Source organism: Qipengyuania nanhaisediminis, assembly GCF_045862805.1.
Classification (GTDB): domain Bacteria; phylum Pseudomonadota; class Alphaproteobacteria; order Sphingomonadales; family Sphingomonadaceae; genus Erythrobacter; species Erythrobacter nanhaisediminis_A.
In genome coordinates this window covers 437,752-453,417 of sequence record NZ_AP025760.1, presented here as the reverse complement: position 1 = coordinate 453,417, position 15,666 = coordinate 437,752, and the positions used below count along the sequence as shown (strand labels likewise).

14 protein-coding genes and 1 tRNA gene are annotated in these 15,666 nt (G+C 68.1%); 11 read left to right on the top strand and 4 right to left on the bottom strand.

Features of this window, described 5'->3' with window-relative positions:
• Window position 1 precedes the first annotated feature (1 nt).
• On the bottom strand, window positions 2–1,048 hold the full coding sequence (locus tag ACKTSM_RS02270; protein ID WP_407875525.1) for a diacylglycerol/lipid kinase family protein: 1,047 nt from the start codon (window positions 1,046–1,048) through the stop codon (window positions 2–4).
• A gap of 104 nt (window positions 1,049–1,152) precedes the next feature.
• On the opposite strand from ACKTSM_RS02270, the gene ACKTSM_RS02265 reads away from it, so the two are divergent.
• The 3 genes from ACKTSM_RS02265 to ACKTSM_RS02255 all read left to right on the top strand — a co-directional run bounded on the left by ACKTSM_RS02265 (window position 1,153) and on the right by ACKTSM_RS02255 (window position 6,067).
• The gene (locus tag ACKTSM_RS02265) at window positions 1,153–2,361 is read left to right on the top strand and encodes a M20 family metallopeptidase (RefSeq protein ID WP_407875524.1); all 1,209 of its coding nucleotides are present in this window, start codon (window positions 1,153–1,155) and stop codon (window positions 2,359–2,361) included.
• Between the two features lie 130 nt (window positions 2,362–2,491).
• A complete protein-coding gene (locus tag ACKTSM_RS02260; RefSeq protein ID WP_407875523.1) occupies window positions 2,492–3,820 on the top strand; it encodes a LysM peptidoglycan-binding domain-containing protein in 1,329 nt (442 codons plus the stop codon).
• A 27-nt stretch (window positions 3,821–3,847) separates the two neighbouring features.
• Entirely contained in the window at window positions 3,848–6,067 is a 2,220-nt protein-coding gene (locus ACKTSM_RS02255) for a CHASE2 domain-containing protein (protein WP_407875522.1), read from the top strand.
• On the opposite strand, the gene ACKTSM_RS02250 is transcribed toward ACKTSM_RS02255, so the two are convergent.
• The 3 genes from ACKTSM_RS02250 to ACKTSM_RS02240 form a co-directional block, all read right to left on the bottom strand.
• The gene (locus tag ACKTSM_RS02250) at window positions 6,064–6,603 is read right to left on the bottom strand and encodes a hypothetical protein (protein WP_407875521.1); all 540 of its coding nucleotides are present in this window, start codon (window positions 6,601–6,603) and stop codon (window positions 6,064–6,066) included. The genes ACKTSM_RS02255 and ACKTSM_RS02250 overlap by 4 nt on opposite strands.
• Window positions 6,600–7,301 (bottom strand): response regulator transcription factor, encoded by a 702-nt coding sequence (locus tag ACKTSM_RS02245; RefSeq protein ID WP_407875520.1) that lies wholly within the window; start codon window positions 7,299–7,301, stop codon window positions 6,600–6,602. The genes ACKTSM_RS02250 and ACKTSM_RS02245 overlap by 4 nt, the downstream gene beginning before the upstream one ends.
• 151 nt (window positions 7,302–7,452) lie before the next feature.
• Window positions 7,453–7,529, bottom strand: a tRNA-Arg gene (locus tag ACKTSM_RS02240).
• A gap of 155 nt (window positions 7,530–7,684) precedes the next feature.
• Here ACKTSM_RS02240 and ACKTSM_RS02235 point away from each other — a divergent pair.
• The 8 genes from ACKTSM_RS02235 (at window position 7,685) to ACKTSM_RS02200 (ending at window position 15,665) form a co-directional block, all read left to right on the top strand.
• A complete protein-coding gene (locus tag ACKTSM_RS02235; RefSeq protein WP_407875519.1) occupies window positions 7,685–8,080 on the top strand; it encodes a hypothetical protein in 396 nt (131 codons plus the stop codon).
• A 61-nt stretch (window positions 8,081–8,141) separates the two neighbouring features.
• Window positions 8,142–8,663, top strand: coding sequence for an MmcB family DNA repair protein (locus ACKTSM_RS02230; protein ID WP_407875518.1), 522 nt, complete (start codon window positions 8,142–8,144; stop codon window positions 8,661–8,663).
• A gap of 100 nt (window positions 8,664–8,763) precedes the next feature.
• Entirely contained in the window at window positions 8,764–9,528 is a 765-nt protein-coding gene (locus ACKTSM_RS02225) for a sterol desaturase family protein (protein WP_407875517.1), read from the top strand.
• On the top strand, window positions 9,528–9,989 hold the full coding sequence (locus ACKTSM_RS02220) for a DUF2141 domain-containing protein (RefSeq protein WP_407875516.1): 462 nt from the start codon (window positions 9,528–9,530) through the stop codon (window positions 9,987–9,989). Before ACKTSM_RS02225 ends, ACKTSM_RS02220 begins: the two co-directional genes overlap by 1 nt.
• Before the next feature lie 169 nt (window positions 9,990–10,158).
• Window positions 10,159–12,066 carry a hypothetical protein gene (locus ACKTSM_RS02215; protein WP_407875515.1) on the top strand — a complete coding sequence of 636 codons (1,908 nt, stop codon included), beginning with the start codon at window positions 10,159–10,161 and terminating at the stop codon, window positions 12,064–12,066.
• A 68-nt stretch (window positions 12,067–12,134) separates the two neighbouring features.
• The gene (locus ACKTSM_RS02210) at window positions 12,135–13,283 is read left to right on the top strand and encodes a phosphatase domain-containing protein (protein ID WP_407875514.1); all 1,149 of its coding nucleotides are present in this window, start codon (window positions 12,135–12,137) and stop codon (window positions 13,281–13,283) included.
• A gap of 47 nt (window positions 13,284–13,330) precedes the next feature.
• The gene (locus ACKTSM_RS02205) at window positions 13,331–14,287 is read left to right on the top strand and encodes an alpha/beta hydrolase (protein WP_407875513.1); all 957 of its coding nucleotides are present in this window, start codon (window positions 13,331–13,333) and stop codon (window positions 14,285–14,287) included.
• Between the two features lie 10 nt (window positions 14,288–14,297).
• Entirely contained in the window at window positions 14,298–15,665 is a 1,368-nt protein-coding gene (locus ACKTSM_RS02200; RefSeq protein WP_407875512.1) for a M48 family metalloprotease, read from the top strand.
• The last annotated feature ends 1 nt before the right edge of the window (window position 15,666 follow it).

Below are 15,666 nucleotides of genomic sequence, written 5' to 3'. Positions count from 1 at the left end.
CTCAGGGCGTGACGAAAGCGAGCTCGGGGCCCTGGCCGATGCGATATTCGCCCGGCGGGAAGGCTTCGCCATCGAAGATGAACTGGTCTTCGATTCCGAGCGTGAAGAACGGCGTGCTGACCTGGTGCACTCCGCGTTCGCGCAGGCGGGCCGGCGTCTTGCCGCGCAGCATCGAGAGGATCGAGATCAGCGTCCGGCGCGAGAGATGATCCATCACCAGCAATTTCAGACCCTTGCCCAGATTGCCGAAAGCGTTGATCCCTGCCGGCAGGCGTTCGAGCGTCGAGACGAACAGCAATTGCCGCCAGGCCGGGTCGCCATGGCCGCTGTGTTCGAGCGGGGTCTGCGCCTCGCCCAGACGGATCGCCATGCGCGAACCCTTGCGCCAGCGATTGCCGGGCGAACCGAGAAAGGCCTGCAGGATCGCCCAGAGGGTCGCCGCGGCCACCGCCATCGAGTTGAATGCGCCCAGCCTGTGCGCGCTCTGCCCCGATTGCGTCGCGAAGGTGAACGCGCCGGCGCCGAGGATGAAGCCGATCACCCGGCTGCTCTCGCCGCGCCCGGGCTGGGTGATCGCGATCGGGCGGCGGTGGACCCGCCCGCCTTCGTCGAAGGCGTCGATCGCGTGTTGGAGGGTCCAGTCGCCCGGCACCCCGAGATCGACCGTGAGCGCATTGGTCTTGCCCTTGGGAAGCACCGCGATCGCCGGCCAGTCATCGCCGAAGATCGCCGCGCCGCAGGTCAGCACGTCGCGCACCGTCCCATCGCCGCCATTGATGACGAGCAGGTCGATGCCCTTCTCGGCGAACTCGGCCAGCGCCCTTGGCAGCTGCGAACGGTCGCCGGGCTGGGCGATGTGAACCTGCGGGGTGATGCCGCAATCGAAATCGGCACCCTGGTTGCCGTGGCTGCGCGGGTTGTAGATCACCCCCACGCTCGGCGCTTCGCCGGGCGCGCGCTGGCGACGCGGACGCACGCCCGAAACGCCCGGTGCGCCCTGCGCGCCGATATCGGGCAATTGGGCAAATTCGTAGATCGTGCTCGCCATTGGCCGCAGATATAGTTGGCACGGGCGCGAATTGCCACCGCCCGATCCCGCCGCTGCGCGAAATCGGGCTGGCATCGCGGCCCTGCGCCGCTAATCTGGCAGCCATGCTGACAAGAGACCTGCTCGATCACGCCGAAGCGCTCGCGCCGCAAATCGTCGCACTGCGCCGCGCAATCCATGCCGAGCCCGAGCTTGGCCTGCACACCCCGCTGACCATGGCCAAGGTGCGCGAGGCGCTCGCCGATCTGCCGCTCGAATGGAAAACCGGCTCCTCGACCACCGGCGCGGTCGCGACGCTCACCGGCGGGAAGGCGGGAAAGGGCGCGCGCCGCGTGCTGCTGCGCGGCGACATGGACGCGTTGCCGATGGACGAGAAGACCGGGCTCGACTTCGCTTCCACCATTGCCGGGCGCATGCATGCCTGCGGCCACGACACCCACACCGCCATGCTCGCAGGCGCGGCGCGGGTGCTGTGCGAGAGGCGAGAGACGCTGGCAGGAACGGTCGATTTCATGTTCCAGCCGGGCGAGGAAGGCCACCACGGCGCGCGCTTCATGATCGATGACGGGCTGATCGACCCGCTTCCCGATGCCGCCTTCGCGCTCCACGTCATGCCCAATGCCCGCTTTGGCGTGATCGCGGGCCGCGCCGGGCCGCTGATGGCAGCCGCCGACCAATTCACGATCACCGTCAAAGGCAAGGGCGGCCACGCCTCGATGCCGCATGATTGCGCCGACCCGCTGCCCGCCGCCGCGGCAATCGTCAGCGCTATCCAGGCAATGGTGACCCGCCGGTTCCGCTCGACCAGCGCGGTGGTTGTCACCGTGACCCGGATCGCGGCCGGCACCACCTTCAACGTCATTCCCGACGATGCCGTGCTGCAAGGCACGATTCGCACGCTGTCCGCCGAACACCGCGAGCGCGCGCACCGCCTCATCGCCGAGGTCGCGTCGAACACCGCCACCGCGCACGGGGTCGCAGCCGAATGCCAGATCGAGCACGGCTTTCCGGTCACGATCTGCGATGAACGCGCGGTGCGGCTGGGCGAACAGGTCGCGCGTGCAATCGGCGGCGAGGAAGGCTGGCAGACGCTCGCTGACCCGATCATGGGGGCCGAGGACTTTTCCTACGTGCTCGAGAAAGTGCCGGGCGCGATGTTCTTTCTCGGCGTTGCGCCCGATGGCGACGACTGGAGCGCGTGCTGCGCCATCCACAGCCCGCGGATGCATGTCGATGAAAGCGCCCTGCCGCGCGGCACCGCCACGCTCGCCGGCTGCGCGGTCGAATTTCTCGAACGCGGGTTTGCCGGGTAAACAATTGTAAGGCCCGCTTGCGCTACTGGCGCAGCGCCGCGCGCTGTGCAAACACTGGGCGCGGACCGATGCGGACGTGCGCGCAGGCTTGTGCCCGGCGCGCCGGCGCGAGGGAGGCGAAAGGGGATCGATGCGCAGGACAGTGAGGACATTGGCAGCAATCGGCGCGGCATTGGCGGGTCTCGGCCTTACCACGCTGCCCGCTGCCGCGCAGGGCTCTGCCGACGGCGATCGCGGCGAGGTGATCTACACGGTCGAGCGCGACGACACGCTTTACGGCATAGCCGACAAATATCTCGTCAACGACGCCGCCGCGCTCGAGCTCGCACGCCACAACCGGATCCGCAATCCGCGCCGCCTGCCGATCGCGCGCACCCTGCGCATCCCCAATGCGCTGCTGCGTTTTGCCGAGGTCGAGCTCGAGGTCGACAGCTTTTCCGGCCCGGTCACTCTCGATGGCGCGGTGCCGACCGTGGGCACGAGGCTGCGCGAGGGCACTCTCGTGCGGACCGGGCGCAACGGCTTTGTCACCTTCGGCGCGCGCCAGCGTTTTGGCGGGCGCATCTCGCTGCCCTCGAACACGAGCGCGCGGCTGCTGCGCGCGCGGCGCTACGTGCTCGGCAACAGGCTCGATGTCGATTTCCAGGTGACTCGCGGCCGCGCGACCGCGACCTCTCCCCGGCTCGAGGGCGAGGACCGGCTGCGGATGCGCACGCCGCTCGCGGTGACCGCCGTGCGCGGGACCGAGTTTCGCATCGCCTACGATCCCGAGGCTGGCGATGTCAGCCTGACCGAGGTGACCGAGGGCAATGTCGCGGTCGCTGCCGGCGGCGAGGAACGCGCTGCGCCCGCAGGTTTCGGCATCGCCAGCAGTGCAGCAGGCGTGAGCGCGCCCGAGGCGCTGCTCCCCTCGCCCGGCTTTGAAGATCCGGGCGCGATCCAGACCGGCGAGGCGCTTGAATTCACGCTCGAACCGGTAAGCGGGGCGACCGGCTACCGGGTCCAGCTCGCGCGCGATGCGAGCTTTCTCGACGTAATCAACGAACAGCTGACCGGGGATGTCACCGCGCGTTTCGACGGGCTCGACAATGGCCGCTATTTCGTGCGCGCGCGGGCGATTTCGGCAAGCGGGCTCGAAGGGCTGTCCGATGCCTATTCGTTCCGCCGCAAGCGCCTGGGCGTGGCTGCCGAAGCCGGCCCGGCCGGTGACGATGACAGCTACCGGTTCGCCTGGCGCGGAGCGGGAGACGGGGCGAGCAGCTATGCCTTCCAGCTCTGGCGCGACGGCGAGCAGGCGATGATGTTGGTCGACGAGATCGGGCTGTCGACCACCGCGATCGCGCTCAGCAACCTGTCAGCGGGCCGCTACAAGTGGCGGGTCGCGATCGCCCAGGGCGACGAGGAGGAGGGCCTGCTCAAGGTGTGGGGCCCCGCGCAGGTGCTGGTGGTGACCGAGTAGCGACGGGCGCGAGGCCGGGAACGCGCGATGAAAGCGACACGCCTGCTGGTCGAATGGGCCGCGCTGCTCGCGCTCGCGATTGCGGGCGCGGTGCTGCTGCAATCGGGCGCGGTGACCGAGCGGCTCGACAACCAGTTGCTCGACAAGGCCAGCGTCTTTGCCCGCCCCGCGATCGCCGATGACATCGCGATCGTCGCAATCGATTCCAGGAGCCTTGCCGAGACCGGCGCCTGGCCCTGGCCGCGCAGCCGCCATGCCGAGCTGATCCGACAGCTTCGCGCGGCGGGAGCGCGGCTGGTGGTCTACGACGTGCTCTTCGTCGAACCGGGCGAGCCGGGCGAGGACCAGGCGCTTGCGGCGGCCATGCGCGAGGCGGGCAATGTCATCCTGCCCCACGGCTTTGTCGACCGGTTGAATGCCGCGTCCGGCATCGATCCGCTCTATCCCGCCCCGCCCTTTGCCGCGGCGGCTGCCGGCATCGGCCATGCCGCCGCCCAGACCGATGGCGACGGCATCTTGCGCCGCTTCGACCTCGTGTTCGAAACCGATCGCGACGCTTTTCCCCATGCCGTGGTCACCGCGCTCGAATGGCTCGGGGAAGCGCGTGCGCCTTCTCCGGAAAGCCGCGACGGGATCGTGCCGTTCAACCACCAGCACGATTTCCTCCACCAATCGGCCTCGGACGTGATCGCGGGCACGTTCCTGCCCGAACTCGTCACCGGAAAGGTCGTCTTCGTCGGAGCGACCGCGCTGGGCATGGGCGACCGCTACCCGGTCGCCACCGGCGAGATCGAACTGATGGCCGGGGTCGAGGCGCAGGCCAATCTGTTCAACGCGCTGCGAGCAGGGGCGCTGATCACTCCGGTGAGCGCGCTGTGGCAGAACCTCGTCGCCGCCGCCGCTCTCACGGCATTGTTCGTCGCGTTCTGGTTCCTGCCGCCGCGGGTCACGCTCTATGTCGCACTGGCACTCGTCGCGGCGCTCCTTGCATCCGCGCTCGCATTGCTGGCGCTGGGACAGCTCTGGCTGCCTGTCGCTCCGGCCATCGTGGTGATCCTGCTTGCCTATCCGGTGTGGAGCTGGCGCCGGCTGAGCCATGTCAGCCGCTATCTCGACCGCGAGGCCGCGCGGATGCGCGGCGACCGTCCGCAGGGCCAGCATGGCGGGATGGAATACGTCGCGCGCCAGGTCGCCCGGGTGCGCGGGCTGATCCACGCGATCCGCGACCGGCTGACCTTCCTGCGCCAGGTGATCGAGGCCGCGCCCGATGCCATCATCGTGCTCGACGAGGAGGGCCGCGTGGAAATGCTCAACGAACAGGCCGCGCAGCTCTTCGCCGGATGGGAAGCGCTCGACGCACCGCCGCTCGAACGATTGCTCGAATTTGCACGCGCCCGGCTCCAGCGATCGCAGAGCGAGCTGGTGACCGAAGACGGGCGGACCTTCCTGGTGGCGCGGGCGCAGCTTGCGAGCGGGAACGAGGCGGAAATCGGCGGCACCATCATGGCGCTGCGCGAGATCACCGAATTGCGCCGGCTCGACGAGGAGCGCAACCAGATGCTCGAATTCCTGAGCCACGACATGCGCACCCCGCAAGTGGCGATCATCGGGCTCACCCGCCAGCAAGGCGAGGCGGCCCCGGCGAGCGGCGATGCCCTGCCTGCTGATGCCCTGCCTGCCGATGCCCTGCCTGCCGACGCGATGGCGCGGATCCGCAAGCAGGCCAATCGCACGCTCAAGCTCGCCGACGATTTCGTCCAGCTCGCTCGGCTCGAAAACCCTGACCTCCAGATCGAGGACAGCGATGTCAGCGCGCTGATCGAGGAGGCTTGCGACCGCGCCTATGTGCTCGCCGAGGCCAAGCACATCACCATCGCTCAGAACCTGCCCGCTGAACCGCTCTTTGCCGATGTCGATGCCTCGCTGATCGCGCGGATGCTCGACAACCTGATCGGCAATGCGGTCAAATATTCACCCGAGAACGCGCAGATCCAGGTCACTCTCGCCTCCGCCCGGGGCTCCGGATTGCAGATCACCGTCGCCGATAACGGGACCGGGCTTCCCGAGGCGCGGCTGGCCAATCCCTTTGCCCGTTTCGGCGCGCATGTCAGCAATGCGGGGCCGAGCGCGGGGCTTGGCCTTGCCTTGGTCAAGAAGGTGATCGACGCGCATGGCGGGACGATCGCTGTCGCCTCGCGCAAGGGGCGCGGCACGCGCTTTACCGTGACCCTGCCGGGTCAGGCCTAGCGTTCGAGATAATCGGCGACCAAACCCCGGGCGATGGTCGCATAATGCGATGCGTCGAAGTCGCACTGGGTGGCAGAGCCGGTCCCGCGATAGACCATCTCGCCCGTGCTCCGGTCGACCAGCATCAGGCTCGCGCGCAATTGCTGCGCCTTGCATTCATCGAAGCGGCGACCCTTGCGCGGCGGGTCGATCCAGTCGCGCGTTTCGCCGGTCCGGGCAGGTTCGGCGCGCTCGATACCGGCGCTCGCCGGGCCCTGCGCGATGCCGTAATCGGCGACCAGCCGCGCAGCCGGATCGGCGGCAATATCGGCATCGGCGAAGGCGGCCACCAGGGCGGCGGCAAAGGCGCGACGCTGTTCAGGCTCGTCCTCGCCGGGCAGCGCCAGGGCGACACGCGCCGGAGCGGGTGCATTGTCAGCGCGCTTGGCGTTGATCGCGAAGGGTTCGATGACCGAACAGGCGGGCAGCAGCCCCGCGCACATTATGGCGATGGCGGCGCAGGCGGCGCGGCGATAATTCGGGCTTTTCAGGCTCACAGGGCCTCGCAATTGTCGACTATCCTGTCCATGCGATAGCCGAAACCGAACACGGTTTGAATGGCAAAGCCGTGCTTGGGCCGCAGTTCGAGCTTGGAGCGGATGCGCGAGACGTGCAGGTCGAGCGTGCGGCTCTCGACCTCGGGCACGCTGCCCCAGACCTCGCCGAAGATATAGGCGCGGCTGAGCGGGCGGTTGACGTTCTCGAAGAACAGGATCGCCAGCTCGGCCTCCTTGTTGGTGAGGTTGAGCAATTCGCCGTCGCGGCTGACCGTGCGGCTGACCCGGTCGATCGTGTATCCGCCAAAGGTCGCGATGCGGTCCTCGCCGGTGTCGTTGATCCGCCTCGCAGCCGCCTCGATCCGGGCGAGGATGACCTCCTCGCTCTCCGGCTTCACGACATAGTCGATCGCGCCCGCCTCGAGCCCCTGGACCACGTCGCTCTTGTCCGACCGGCTGGTGAGGATGATGAAGGCGGGCGGCTGGCGCAGGCTCTGGGTGGCCCATTGCACCAGTTCGAGACCCGTGCGCCCGGGCATGTTCCAGTCGACCAGGACAACGTCGCAGGTCTCGCGCTTGAGAAAGGTGGCAAGCTCGGTGCCCGAACGGAACCGTTCGCAGTGATGCGCAGTGCGGTCAATCGCATTGCCGAGCTGTTCGAGCAGCTCGGGATCATCGTCGGCAATCGCAATTCTCATCGATTTGTGCCCCATTCGCGGCGCGCGCCCAGGACCGGGCCGCAACTCGTCACCGCCTCGATAGAGCGGAGAAATGGAAACGATCAAAGCAAATGTGCGCGAAACCGGGCGAGCGATACAAGTATTTACCGGCGAGGGCCCAGGGAAGAACTGGCGCACCCGAGAGGATTCGAACCTCTGGCCTCTGCCTTCGGAGGGCAGCGCTCTATCCAGCTGAGCTACGGGTGCTTCCCAGTGCGCGGGCCATTGGCGTGCGCGATGGCTGGGCGCTTAGCAAGCCTTTCTCGCCGACGCCAGATGGTTTGTGCCCGCCGCCCCTTGCGCGCATGGCCAGCTTCGAACTTAACCAATCGGCAACCGGCGAGCGGATATCCGTGGCGGTCATGTCCGCACTCCCTCCCTCGCAGATTCGCGCGATGCGCGCCGCCTCCCGGACCGAAACAGGCACCGGCTCGCTCGCGCAGAGATGGCGCGATCTCAACGAGACCGCGGCCCGGCTCGCGGCGATCGCCGAGCTTGCGCCCGAACGGGGGGACGAGGGCGCGATCGGCGCTTTTCCGGGCCTTGCCGAAGGGGCGTGCGAGTGGCAGCGCGAACTGGCTTTCCAGGCGCTCGAGGACATCGAGGCGATGCTGCGGCCCGGGCTCGCCGCGCTGTCGGTGCTGGCCGAGCGTGGACAGGATGCCCGCGTGCCCGCCCAGACCTTGTGGCGCGAATTGCACGAGGCGCGCGAGACGATGATCGCCGTCGTGCGCCCGGGCGAACCCGGCCCGCATTAGGCTATCTGCAAATTCGACAGCCTCGGTTGACTGCGTTCGCGGTCTGTTCCAGTTTGCGCGCATGACCGGCCTCGCTCCCCGCATCGATTCGTTGTCCGCCCCTGCCACCGGGCCAGCCTCTGCCGCGTGCCCGGCGGGCGATGTCGCACGCGGGATCATGCGGCTGTTCGCGCGCAACAATATCTGGTGCGTGAGCGAGATGGCGCTCAGGAACGGGCGCCGCGCCGACCTGATGGGCATCGATGCCAAGGGGCTCGTGGTGATCGTCGAGATCAAGGTGGCGCGCGGCGACCTGCTCGGCGATGCCAAGTGGCCCGATTATCTCGATTATTGCGACCGGTTCTTCTGGGGCGTCCCCCCCGGGCTCGACCGGACCCCGCTTGAGAGCGAGGGCTATCGCCCCGATTGCTGCGGCGTGATCGTTGCCGATGCCTATGACGGCGAGATCGTGCGCCCCGCCCCGCTCGCGCCCCTCGCCGCCGCGCGCCGCAAGGTCCAGGTCGAAGCGCTCGCCCGGGTCGCGATGCGCCGCCACACCGCGCTGATCGACCCCGATTGCGGCACGGTGCTCACCGGCGCCTAGCCAGCCCCCACGTCGCGGGCCCCACGTCGCAGGCCCGACGTCGCAGGCCCCACGTCACAGGCGATGGCGCGCGCGCCGTGAAGCGGCTAGACCGGCGCGCATGATCCCTGCCGGCCTGCCGCCTCTGCTCGCCCTCACCCTAGCCGGCCTTGCCGTGAGCGCGATAGTGCTCGCACGCTATTTCGCGTCGAGCGGGCTGTTCGCCTGGCTGACGGCGCGCGCCCATCCCGGGCTCTATCGCGGGCTCGGAAAACAGATCCGGCGCGAGATCGGCTGGTCGGCCATCGCGGCGCTGATCTATGGCGTGCCCGCAGGCGCAGTGCTGTGGCTGTGGAGCAACCGGCAGGCAACGCTGATCTACACCGACTGGACCGCTTTTCCCGCCTGGTACCTGCCGCTCTCGGTGTTCGCCTACCTGTTCGTCCAGGATAGCTGGTTCTACTGGAGCCACCGCGCCATGCATGCTTCGCCACTCCTGTTCCGCCACGCTCACGCGGTGCACCACCAGAGCCGCCCGCCGACCGCCTGGACCGCGATGAGCTTTCACCCGCTCGAATCGCTTTCGGGCGCGATCGTGGTGCCGCTGCTGGTGTTCGTCGTGCCGATCCATATCGCCATGCTCGCCCTGGTGCTGGCGATCGCGACGATCATGGGCGTGACCAATCACATGGGCTGGGAGATGTTCCCCCGCTGCATCGTTCATTCGCGATTCGGACAATGGGTGATAACCGCCAGCCACCACGAACGGCACCACGAGGACTATCGATGCAATTACGGGCTGTATTTCCGCGTCTGGGATCGCTTGTGCGGGACCGATCGCGGTCTTTCGGAAAAGCTCGTGCGACGCGGGCGGGCAGCGGCGTGATGCGTGCCGGCCTCGCGGGAGCGGCCGCAGCGATCCTGCTCGCCGCCGCACCGCCAGCTGCGCCCCGGGCCATCCAGCAGGCCGCCGCCACCAGCGTGACGATCACGGTAAGCGGGCTGAGATCGGACAAGGGCGTGGTGCGTGCCTGCATGACAAGCAGCAAGTCCGCTTTCCCCAAATGCCGGCGCGACCCCGACGCGCACCGCGCCGTGATCAAGGCCGCGCCCGAAATGCGGATCCGGTTCGAGAACGTCCGGCCGGGCGAATATGCTGTCGCGCTGCTCCATGACGAGAACGAGAACGGCAAGGCCGACCGCGTGCTCGGCATGGCCCCGCGCGAGGGCTTCGGGTTCTCGCGCGATGCGCCGGTGCGCATGGCGCCGCCCGAATGGGACGATGCGGTGATCCGGATCGGCAGCGCGCCGATGCGCATGGCGATCCGGATGCGCTACATGCTCTGACCGGCCCGGCCGCTCGCCGGCTCCCGATTGGCTTGCCACGCCGCGTCCCCGCGCCCTCCTTGCGCCCTCCTTGAGCCTCGGCGAGCGCCCCGTCCACTTAACGCAATGTTTACCACGAGGCGGCAGAACAGCGGGGAACAGGCGCAAATCAAGGGGCACAAGGCCAGCCATGGACAACCTTCGAGGCACATTCGACACCGGGATTCCGGCGGAGGAAAGCCAGGATTGGGACGCTCACGACGACGCGCCCGACAACGAGGACGTGACCGAACTGCCGCCCGAGGCGATCGGCCAGGACGAGCGGCGCATGCAGGTGCGCGCCTACAATCACTGGGCGAGCCTGCTGGGCGAGGCGAGTTTTCCCTCGATCGAGGAGCTCGACCCTGCCGAACTGCCCGATTTCGGACCCAATTCGGTGCTGCTCGACTTTTCCGGCGGGATCGAAGACCCCGCAGTGCAATTCCTGGGCGACAAGCTGGCCGAGGAATGCGGTGCCACCCAGTCGATCGCGCGCCTCTCCGATGTGCCGCCGCGCTCGCTGCTGAGCCGCATCACCGACCATTACATGCAGATCCTCGCCAACCAGGCGCCGATCGGGTTCGAGGCCGAATTCGTCAACCAGCAGGGCGTCGCGATCCTCTATCGCGGGATCCTGCTGCCGTTTTCGAGCGACCGCGAAACGATCGATTTCATCTATGGCGTGATCAACTGGAAAGAGATGGCCGACGCCGCGACCGCGGACGAATTGCTGCTCGAGATCGACCAGGCGATCGAAGCCGACAGCGAGGACGAGCCGGTCGAGGACGAGGACCAGCCGCACAAGCACCACGCCGACCCGGTCACCGACTGGGCCGATTCGCCCGCGCACGAGGCCGACGCCCAGCTCTCGCCGGAAAACGAGACCGAGCCGCAAGACGACGAGGCGCAGGAATTCGCGAATTGCGACGCGCAGGACGCCGACGATGACGGCAATGCGCAGGAACTTGATGATTTCGCCGCGCCGTTCGAGCCGTCCGATCGCGACGAAGACGGCCTGCCGATCCCCGATTTCGGCCAGTACGGCCTCGACGAACCCGAAGTCGACGAGTTCGGCGAGGAGATCGGCGAGGAAGACGACGACGCCAATTACAGCTTCGCCTCCCTGTCTGACTATATCGAGACCCCGGCCAAGAAGGCGATCGACCTCGACGCCGAACGGTTCGATCCCGAGGATTACCGGGTCGACAACATCACTCCCGTCGATGCCGAGACCGACCAATCGCCGGGCGATGCCGAGGGCGATAACGAGGCTGGACCGCAGGCAGGCCCGGAAACCGGCGAGACCTCCCCCGACAGCAGCCCCGAGCCGCAACCGCTCGAACCGCAGGCCGAAAGCGCGCCGCTCGTGCCTGCTGACAATGACAGCGATGGGGAAGCAAGTGGCGACATCGCCGCCCCGTTCGACCCGCTTACAGCCGGCGAACTTCCCGAGAACGCCGATCTTTATGATTGTCTCGCTTCGGCGCGCGAACTGGCCTCCAATGCCCGCGCCAGCGAGGATCGCAGCCGCACCGCGCTCTATGCCGCTGTCGGGCGCGCCTATGACGTCTCGCTCGCCGCAGATGCCGAGCCCGATGCCTTTGCCGAACTGCTCGAGGATTGCGGGCTGGCGAGGCAGGTACGCGCGCCGATGACCCCGGTGGTCAAGCTCGTCTTCGGCCCCGATTACGACAAGACCCGTCTCACCGAATATGCCGCCGTGCTCTCGCATGCCCACCGCCTGGGCCTCGAACGCGGGAGCCTTGCCGGCTTCCTCACAGCCGCCGATGGCGGGCTCAAGGGCGTGGTCGCAGCCGAACGCCGCTTGCGCCGCGAGGAAAGCGGCAAGCCCGCGCTCGACCCGGAGGAACTGCGCGAGCAGCTCGCCGAGAAATTGCGCGAACTCGAAGCGCTCACCCTCGAGGCGCTCGCCAGCGACGGTCCCGAATTCTCGCTTGCCGTCCTGCGCCGCGACAAGGACGGCCAGGTCGCGATCCTCGGCGAGGTCGCCGGCAGCGACACGCTGACCGAGAAGGTCGCGAAGAAACTGGTCGGCTGAAAGGTCGCCTCGATTGATCCAGCACTAGTGCTTGGCGGCGCGGCGCGAGACCGCTAGCGCATGGGCCCATGCCGATCGGTCGATTCAAACGCCGCGCCCCGGTGCGCGTCCAGCCTTTTTACGGCTACCGCAATGCGACGCGTCTCGTGCTCAGCGCGCGGGCGATCCGCGCCGGCGAGCCGGTGTTCGAGAAGCGCAGCTTCCTGCGCGACGTGCGCACCATGGCGCGCCAGTATCTCTCGCACGAAGTTCCCGGCCTTGCTGTCACGCTCGAATACACGCCCGAAAACGGCGAGCCGGTCAGCCAGCAGGTCGTCACCGACGCCGAAGGCTATGCGCTGTTCGACCTGCCGCTGGGCGACGGCGCCCCGCCTCCCGAACGCACGCGCTGGGAGGAGGCCGTGCTGCGCTGGGAGACCCGCGAGGGCAAGGTCGCCGCAGCGCGCGCCTACGTCATCGCCCCGGGCTCGCAGACCCGGATGGGGATCATCTCCGACATCGACGACACCATCCTCGAAACCGGCATCACCGGCTCGTTCCGCAAGATCGCGCGCAACTGGAAACGGGTGATGCGCCAGATGCCTGTCGACCGGGTCGAAGTGCCGGGCGCGGCGGCCTTCTATGCCGCGATCGGCGGCAATCCAGCCGGGTCGCGCGAACCGGCAGAAGCAATCGATGCGCTCGCCCCCAGGGCCCGCGTGCGCCCGGTCTTCTACGTCTCGTCGAGCCCGTGGAACCTGTTTTCCTACCTCGTCACCTTCAAGCGCAGCCGCGGCCTGCCGCTCGGCCCGATCATGCTGCGCGACTGGGGCTTCAACCGCCGGACGCTGGGCAAGAAAAGCCACGGTTCGCACAAGCGCGAGGCGATCGAGCAAATCCTCGAGACCTTCCCCGAATTGCGCTTTGCGCTGGTCGGCGACGATACCCAGCGCGACCTTGCCGCCTTCGGTGCGATCGCCGCCAAATATCCCGGCCGGATCGCGGCGGTGTTCATCCGCGCGGCCGCGGGCGAACCGCTCGATGCCGACGAGGTCGCGGCCAAGGACATGATCGCAGAGGCCGGCGTTCCCTTCTGGAGCGGTAGCGATTACCGCGAGGCCAAGAGCTTCCTCACCAGCGCGGGGCTCGATTTCGGAGGCGGGGTCAAGACCCTGGTGCGTGCAGCAAGCGAGGGCGAGATGCCCCCGGCAAGCCCGCTGCCCCCCGCCGAGGACTGAGCAAAACAAGCGAGAGGACGACGATGCGAACGGGGAGAATACGAAGAATGTGGTGGATCCTCGGCGCAGCGGTGCTGATCCTTCTCGGAGCGGCGCTCTATCTCGGCTCGACCCTGTCGCGCAACGGGCCGGTCCTGCTCAGCGCGCTCGACCGCGTGGCCGGCGGCAGCGGCGGCGCGAAACCCCTCGCCCGGATCGCCACCGGCGAGCACGGCTCGCAGCGGCTCCATGTCTGGGGACCGGATACGACCCACGCCAAGAGCGAAAAGCGTCCGGTGATCGTGTTCGTCCATGGCGGCGGCTGGCGCAGCGGCGATCCCGACGGATACGGCTTTGTCGGCCGCGCCTTTGTGCCAGAAGGGTTTGTCGTGGTGAATGCAGGCTATCGATTGGGTAAGGACGGCGCCTATCCCGCAATGCTCGAGGACACGGCAAGCGCGATCGCCTGGACCCATGAAAACATCGCCGAATATGGCGGCGATCCCGACCGGATCGTGCTCGCGGGCCATTCGGCGGGTGCCTACAACGTGGTCCAGGTCGCGCTCGAGGATCGTTGGCTCGCCGCGCACGGATTGTCGGGCGTGGACATTGCCGGCGTGATCGGGCTGGCCGGCCCCTATGATTTCGCGCCTTTCGACAGCGATTCCACCATCGCCGCCTTCGGCCATAGCGACGATCCGCCCGCGACCCAGCCGATCAACCATGTCCGCGCCGATGCGCCGCCCATGCTGCTCGTCAACGGACAGGAAGACACGCTGGTCGGCGCGCGCAATGCCCGCGTCCTCGCTTCCGCGCTCACCGAAGCGGGCGCCGAGGCACGCACGGTCCTGCCCGCAGGGATGGGCCATAACGGCCCGATCATCGCGCTTGCCGCGCCCTGGCGGGATCGCGGCGCGCTGTTCGGCACCATGGTCGATTTCGCTCGCGCGGTTACCGATCCGGGCGCGCGTGCGGGCGAGCGGGCGGGTGCGCTTTCAGTTCCGGTTCAGGCCGAAACGCGTTAGCACCGCGCCAATGCGCCCGACCCGTTCCCTGTTCGCCTTTGCCGCGGCCACGCTCGCCTCCCTCGCGCTTGCCGTCCAGCCGGTCGCCGCGCAGCAGATCCTGCGCGATGCCGAGACCGAGGCGCTGCTCCACGACATGGCCGAACCTCTGATCGAGGCGAGCGAGCTTGAGCCCGGCAATGTCGAGATCGTGCTGATCAACGACCCCTCGATCAACGCCTTCGTTGCAGGCGGGCAGGCGGTCTATATCCATGCCGGCCTGCTCAACGCTGCCGAGAATGTCGGCGAGGTGCAGGGCGTGATCGCGCACGAGCTCGGCCATATTACCGCAGGCCATGTCACCCGGTTCGAGGAACGCACCCGCCAGGCGCAGGGGATCACCATCCTCTCGCTGCTGCTCGGTGTCGGCGCGGCCCTGGCAGGCGCGGGCGATGCCGCCATGGGGGCGCTGCTCGCGGGCCAGCAGGCGGCGATGGGCAGCTTTTTGTCCTTCAACCGCAACCAGGAAGCGGCGACCGACCTTGCCGGCGCGCGCTACCTGTCGGGTGCGGGGATTTCCGGGCGGGGGATGCTGACCTTCTTCAACCGGCTGCGCGACCTCGAAATCCGCCGCGGCTACAGCCGGCTCGACGATGGCGGATACCTGCGCACCCACCCGCTTCCCGGCGACCGCATCCAGACCCTTCGCTTGCTGCTCGAGGAGGACCCGGCCTGGGGCAATCCCGACGACGCGGCCTTGCAGGCGCGTTTCGTGGCGGTGCAGGCCAAGCTCTATGGCTATCTTGCCGAGCCGCGCCGCACGCTTCAACAATACCCCACGTCCGACACCAGCACGCCTGCGCGCTATGCCCGCGCCTATGCCTATCACAAGGACGCGCAGGTCGAGGCCGCCCTGGCCGAGGCCGACGCCCTGCTCGCAGGTGACCCGGACAACCCCTATTTCCTCGAACTCAAGGGCCAGATCCTGCTCGAATCGGGCCGTCCCGAAGAGGCGCTCGCCTCCTTGCGCAAGGCGAGCGAGATTACCCGCAACCACCCTCTGATCGCGGGCATGTTCGGCCACGCGCTGATCGCGACCGAGGACGAGGCCAACCATGCCGAGGCCGAGAACGTGCTGCGCGCAGCGGTCGCGCGCGACCGGCTCAACCCCTTCGCCTGGTATCAGCTGGGCGTGGTCTATGCCGCGCGCGGCGACATTCCGCGCGCAAGGCTCGCCAGCGCCGAACAGCAGGTCATGACCCGCCGCTATCCCGAGGCGCTGCGCAGCGCCCAGGCGGCAGAGGCAGGGCTCCCGGTCGGCTCGCCCGACTGGATCCGTGCACAGGATGTCGCGCTCGAGGCGCGCGCGGCGCTGGAACGCATCCGCGATAGCCGCTAGG

Coding starts and splice junctions, on each gene's coding strand:
- ACKTSM_RS02205 (WP_407875513.1), top strand. CDS start 13,331: ATGTGGTGGATCCTCGGCGCAGCGGTGCTGATCCTTCTCGGAGCGGCG.
- ACKTSM_RS02255 (WP_407875522.1), top strand. CDS start 3,848: ATGAAAGCGACACGCCTGCTGGTCGAATGGGCCGCGCTGCTCGCGCTC.
- ACKTSM_RS02260 (WP_407875523.1), top strand. CDS start 2,492: ATGCGCAGGACAGTGAGGACATTGGCAGCAATCGGCGCGGCATTGGCG.
- ACKTSM_RS02245 (WP_407875520.1), bottom strand. CDS start 7,301: ATGAGAATTGCGATTGCCGACGATGATCCCGAGCTGCTCGAACAGCTC.
- ACKTSM_RS02270 (WP_407875525.1), bottom strand. CDS start 1,048: ATGGCGAGCACGATCTACGAATTTGCCCAATTGCCCGATATCGGCGCG.
- ACKTSM_RS02230 (WP_407875518.1), top strand. CDS start 8,142: ATGACCGGCCTCGCTCCCCGCATCGATTCGTTGTCCGCCCCTGCCACC.
- ACKTSM_RS02235 (WP_407875519.1), top strand. CDS start 7,685: ATGTCCGCACTCCCTCCCTCGCAGATTCGCGCGATGCGCGCCGCCTCC.
- ACKTSM_RS02210 (WP_407875514.1), top strand. CDS start 12,135: ATGCCGATCGGTCGATTCAAACGCCGCGCCCCGGTGCGCGTCCAGCCT.
- ACKTSM_RS02200 (WP_407875512.1), top strand. CDS start 14,298: ATGCGCCCGACCCGTTCCCTGTTCGCCTTTGCCGCGGCCACGCTCGCC.
- ACKTSM_RS02265 (WP_407875524.1), top strand. CDS start 1,153: ATGCTGACAAGAGACCTGCTCGATCACGCCGAAGCGCTCGCGCCGCAA.
- ACKTSM_RS02225 (WP_407875517.1), top strand. CDS start 8,764: ATGATCCCTGCCGGCCTGCCGCCTCTGCTCGCCCTCACCCTAGCCGGC.
- ACKTSM_RS02215 (WP_407875515.1), top strand. CDS start 10,159: ATGGACAACCTTCGAGGCACATTCGACACCGGGATTCCGGCGGAGGAA.
- ACKTSM_RS02220 (WP_407875516.1), top strand. CDS start 9,528: ATGCGTGCCGGCCTCGCGGGAGCGGCCGCAGCGATCCTGCTCGCCGCC.